Origin of the sequence: Peptostreptococcus stomatis DSM 17678, assembly GCF_000147675.1 — a bacterium.
GTDB classification, from domain to species: domain Bacteria; phylum Bacillota; class Clostridia; order Peptostreptococcales; family Peptostreptococcaceae; genus Peptostreptococcus; species Peptostreptococcus stomatis.
Genome location: NZ_ADGQ01000005.1, coordinates 1 through 540, shown reverse-complemented (window position 1 = coordinate 540; position 540 = coordinate 1). Strand labels below are relative to the sequence as shown.

Below are 540 nucleotides of genomic sequence, written 5' to 3'. Positions count from 1 at the left end.
CTTAGACATCAAGAAGACTTATATAGCAGGTGGAACTAACACAATATCTAAGGTCTACAGAAGCCAAGCTTCCAGGCGTTTTAGAGAGAATGGCAGGTAAGGACAGGTATGAAACATCAGTTGCCATAGCCAAGTCTAAGTTTAAGAATAGTACAGAGGCCTTTATAGCATCAGGTGAAGAATTCGCAGATGCCCTAGTTATCTCACCAGTATCTGGTAAGTATAACAGGCCAACATTACTGGCATCAAGAAACAAGAAGACTAATGCTGTAGTTAAGAAGTATATAGAAGAGTCTTACTTGACTAGCATTACAGCTATAGGTGGAGAAAAGTACCTACCAAAGAGTATAATGTTAGATTTAGTTGGCAAGTAAAATAAAAAATTTTATATAAAATACTTCTTTATAAAATATAATGAGAGAAACCCTCCAGGTATTTTCCTGGAGGGTTTCTTTTGACATAGAGCCTCTTTTTTGTTCCCTAAAATTACTAAATTTTATACAACCCAAAAAACAAGGGTTTTAATTGACCCTTGTTTTT

At 35.2% G+C, this 540-nt stretch carries 1 protein-coding gene; it reads left to right on the top strand.

Annotation, left to right across the window (positions count from 1 at the left end; genetic code table 11):
- Positions 1 to 29 precede the first annotated feature (29 nt).
- Entirely contained in the window at positions 30 to 374 is a 345-nt protein-coding gene (locus HMPREF0634_RS01010) for a cell wall-binding repeat-containing protein (protein ID WP_007788173.1), read from the top strand.
- Positions 375 to 540: the final 166 nt, after the last annotated feature.